This is a genomic window from uncultured Abyssibacter sp., from assembly GCF_964000955.1.
GTDB lineage: Bacteria > Pseudomonadota > Gammaproteobacteria > Nevskiales > OUC007 > Abyssibacter.
The window spans coordinates 1-4,338 of record NZ_CAXFCL010000231.1; the positions used below are offsets into that span (position 1 = coordinate 1).

The 4,338-nt window shown below is 65.8% G+C and carries 3 protein-coding genes; 1 reads left to right on the forward strand and 2 read right to left on the reverse strand.

What is annotated here, in order from left to right; all coding sequences use genetic code 11:
• Positions 1–1,865 (reverse strand): AAA family ATPase (locus ABNS06_RS11150; RefSeq protein WP_348674672.1); only part of this gene is annotated, 1,865 nt, incomplete at its 3' end.
• A gap of 28 nt (positions 1,866–1,893) precedes the next feature.
• Positions 1,894–2,916: an NADP-dependent oxidoreductase gene (locus tag ABNS06_RS11155; RefSeq protein WP_348674673.1), complete on the reverse strand. Its 1,023-nt coding sequence runs from the start codon at positions 2,914–2,916 to the stop codon at positions 1,894–1,896.
• A 185-nt stretch (positions 2,917–3,101) separates the two neighbouring features.
• On the opposite strand from ABNS06_RS11155, the gene ABNS06_RS11160 reads away from it, so the two are divergent.
• Positions 3,102–4,338: AMP-binding protein (locus ABNS06_RS11160; protein WP_348674674.1), on the forward strand; the 1,237-nt coding region annotated here is incomplete at its 3' end.

The window sequence follows — 4,338 nt, forward strand, 5'->3', positions numbered from 1 at the left end:
GACTCCATCTCCGCGAAATCACCGCGGGCCCGGGCGATCCGGGAACCGACCGGCAGGCTGGTCGCCAGCGGATCGACAATGCCGTGCTGCTCGATCAGCGCGCCGAAGTCATCCAGCAGCTGCGTGGCCTGATCAAGCTCGTTGTTCTCATAGGCATGCTCGGCCATGTAGGCCGCCAGCACCGATCCGCCGGACACGCCGCCAACCGCGCCGCGCTCGATGACCTGCATCGCATTGGCCAGCCGGCGACCGGCCTCGGGGATGCGACCCTGCGATGACAGCGCCATGCTGTGAATGGCTTCGCAATAGCCCAAGCCCATGTAGTGGCCTGACTTCTCGTGCAGCGAACGCGCGAGTTCGAGGCGCTGCTGCACTTCCTCGAAGCGGGCCTGACCGGTGAGCCAGATCGACTGGGCGTTGAGACAGACCCCGCGCTTGAACGCGTCGTCCTCGCTGGTCTGCGCCCAGGTCCGCTCCGACAGCTCATTCAGCTCGTCGAACCGGTCCTGCGCCGCCAGCATGAACAGGTGAGCGAAATTCAGCTCCGCCAGTTCGGTGACATCGGCATCGTCACCCACCGCCGCATGCAGCTGCTCGACCAGCGCGTTGGCGCGCTCGAAGGAACGTCGGAATCCGTAGGCGATGATCGCCGCGGCCGTCAGCGAGCGGAAGCGCAGCAACACGTCATCGGGAATCCGGTCGACATAGCGCTCGATCAGCTCCAGCTGCTCGCGGACCACGAACTGGTTGATGATGCCGTCGAGCAGCCCGGCCGCGGTTTCACTGCGACCGGCGGCAAGCAGATGCTCGACCGCATCCTCCTGCCGGCCCTGATCGATCAGCCAGTTCGCGACATCGACGTGCCGCTGCGCGATCACGCTATGCGGCAGATCGCGCTGCAGACGCGCGAGCAGGCAGCGCCGGAACAGGTTGTGAAACCGCACCCACTCGGACTGCGGACCCAGTGGACTGAGGAACAGCCCCGCATGCTCAATGGCGCGCAGCGCCTCGGCGCTGTCCTCGCGACCGGTCAGATGCTCCACCAACTCCGCGTTCAACCGCTCGGGCAGGCAGATCTCCAGCAGGAAATCGCGCAGCTCCGGGTCGAGGTTTTCCAATACCTCGGTGGTCAGAAAGTCGATCAGCTCGCGGGTGATGCCGCGATCCGACACGGCCTCCGACCGACGCATCCGCCCGCGGCTGAGACACAGGCGCACGCATTGCAGCGCCACGGGCCAGCCGTTGGTCCACTCGTGAATCTCCGCGACCTGCACCGGCTGCATGCCGGGCGAGCCCTGGAAGAACTCGAATGTCTCGCCGGGCGAGAACGCCAGGAACGTCTCGTCGATGACTTCGGTGTCGCCGGTCACCTGCATGGCGATCAGCCGCCGGCTGGGCACCACCCGCGTGCCGATGCACAGCTGCACGCTGCGCGGCAGCTCCCGCAGCAGCTGGGCGAACAGACTGTCGATCGCCGGCGACATGCTGTGTTCGAAGTTGTCGAGCACCAGCAGCGTGCGGCGCCCCGGCGCGTTGAGCAGCTCCGCCAGCTCCGGCACCGAGCGAGGTCCGGAGCGGGACTGCGCCGGGAAGTCACCCCCGGTCAGGGTGTTGGCCAGCATCTCCAGAAACGGCCCCGGATCGTAGGCCTGCGCGTCGACCCGGACCCAGGCCACGCGATCACCCCGCGACCGGCAGGTATCGGCGTATTGCTGCAACAGCACCGTCTTGCCGAAGCCGGCCGGCGCCTGCACGACCAGAATCCGCGCCCCGGAGCGCAGCAGCCGTTCCAGCGGCCGTCGCCGGGAGATCAGCCCCGCCGGCGCCGAGTCGCTATCCGTCGAGGCCGGACTCAGGTCGGCCACCCTTCTTCCCAGCGCGGAGCCCAGCATGTCAGCCGGGCTCGTTGCCGATGCGAACCATGAGCTTGCCCTGGTTCGCACCGGTGTAGAGCATCTTCAACGCATCCGGGGCCTGCTCCAGGCCGTCGACGACGTGAACCCGGAAGTGCAGCTTGCCCTCCATCATCCAACCGGCCAGTTCCTGAAGGATGCCCGGCATTTCCTCCACATAGTCGAGGATCACGAAGCCCTCGATCCGCAGCCGGCGCATGATCACATTGCGGAACATGTACGGACCCGGCACCGGGCCGCCGGACTGGTTGTAGGTCGAGATCAGTCCGCAGATGACGACGCGACCGAAGTTCTTCATGGCCGCCAGGCCGGCGTCGAGAATCTGCCCGCCGACGTTCTCGTAGAGCAGATCAATGCCGTCCGGCGCCAGCGCCTTGAGCCGCGCGGCGACGTCCTCGTTGCGATAGTCGATGGCCTCGTCGTAACCGAATTCCTCGGTGAGCCGCGCGCATTTTTCCGGACCACCCGCGATGCCGATGGTGCGACAGCCTTTCAGCTTGGCGATCTGCCCGACCATCATCCCCACCGCGCCGGCCGCAGCGGAGACGACCACCGTCTCGCCAGCCTTGACCTCGCCGACATTGATCAGCCCCACATAGGCTGTCGGCCCGGCGATCGCCAGCGTGCCGAAGGCCTCGCTCAGGTCGATGCCGGGCAGCGCCGGAAAGGCCGAGAACGTGGCGCCATCGGTGACGAAGTAGTCCGACCAGCTGTGCATGCCGGCAACGATCTGACCGGCCTGGAAGGCGGGGTTTTTCGACTCGACGACCTCGCCGCAGACGAATCCGCGCATGGGCTCGCCGGGGTTCACCGGGTCCATGTACTGGTCCCAGGTGCTGATCCACACGCGGTTGGTCGCGTCCAGCGACAGGTAGATCGAGCGGACGAGCATCTCGCCATCCTTCAGGGCGGGGATCGGCTCCTCGCGAAACTCGAAGGTATCGGCTTCGATATCGGCATTCGCGTGCTTGGCGAGATACCAGCGTCGGGCGGTTTGTGCCATCCCTGTTGTCTCCTCGTTGTCATGGGCCGGGCCTGTTCTGAATCGGCCCTTGGTCCGTCACACGTTGCGCCGGCACCTGGCCACCCGCCCCACCCGTTGGAATGGGTTAGCCACCACCGACGCCGAATAATGTGAGCGTCCAGAGGGATCAGGCAAGCACCCCGGACACGAGGAGACGGACGATCATGCGGATTTACGATGGATTTCTGCGGGCGGCGGAGCGCTTTCCGATGCGCACGGCCTTTCTGTCGGACGAACACGAGTACAGCTTCGGCGAGGCGCAGACCCGCATCGCCGAGATCGCATCGGCGATCGACGCCAACTTTTCCGACAACGCGCACATCGCGATCTACAGCCCCAACAACGTCGACGCGTTTCTCTGCGTGCTGGCGGTCTTCGCGGCCGGCCGGACCTGGGTGCCGCTGAACGCCCGCAACGCGGTCGAGGAGAATGCCTACATCCTCAACAACACCGAATGCGAGGGCCTGTTCGTGCACTCGGCACTGATGAAGGACGTGCCAGCGTTTCGCGCCCAGGTATCCACGCTGCGGCATGTGATCGGCATCGATCAGGCGCAGCCGGGCATCACGGCCCTGCCCGACTTCATCCAGACCGGCGATGGCGAAGTGCCGACCGTCCCCGACGATCCGGAGCGCAAGGTCTCGATCCTGTCGACCGGCGGCACCACCGGTCGACCCAAGGGCGTGATCTGGAACCACCGCGTCTGGGAAACCATGATCGCCACGTTCTGGATTCACCAGGACCCGAGCACGCCACCGGTGCATCTGGTCAGCGCGCCGATGACACATGCCGCGGGCGTGCTGGCGATGACACTGATCCCGGCCGGGGCAACGACGGTGGTGCTCGACCATTTCGACCCGCTGGACGTGATGCAGGCGATCGAGCGACACAAGGTGACGCACCTGTTCCTGCCGCCGACCGCGATCTACATGATGCTGTCTCACCCGCGCGTTCGGGAGTTCAACTACAGCTCACTCAAGTGCTTTCTCTACGCGGCGGCACCGATGGCGGCGGACAAGCTGAGCGAGGCCCTGGACGTGTTCGGCCCGGTCATGGTCCAGAGCTACGGCCAGGCCGAGGCGCCGATGTTCTGCACCATGCTGAGCGCGCAGGAACATGTCGACGCCCTGACCAACCCGTCGCTGAAGAAACGCCTGTGGAGCTGCGGACGCACCACCATGCTCACGCGACTGGCGATCATGGATGACGACGGCAACCTGCTGCCGCCCGGCCAGCCCGGCGAGATCGTCGTCAACGGCAGCATGATCATGGCCGGTTACTACAAGAACCCCGAGGCCACCGCCGAGGCCAGCGAACATGGCTGGCACCACACCGGCGACGTGGGCTACGCCGACGAGGACGGCTACGTCTATCACGTCGACCGCAAGAAGGACATGATCA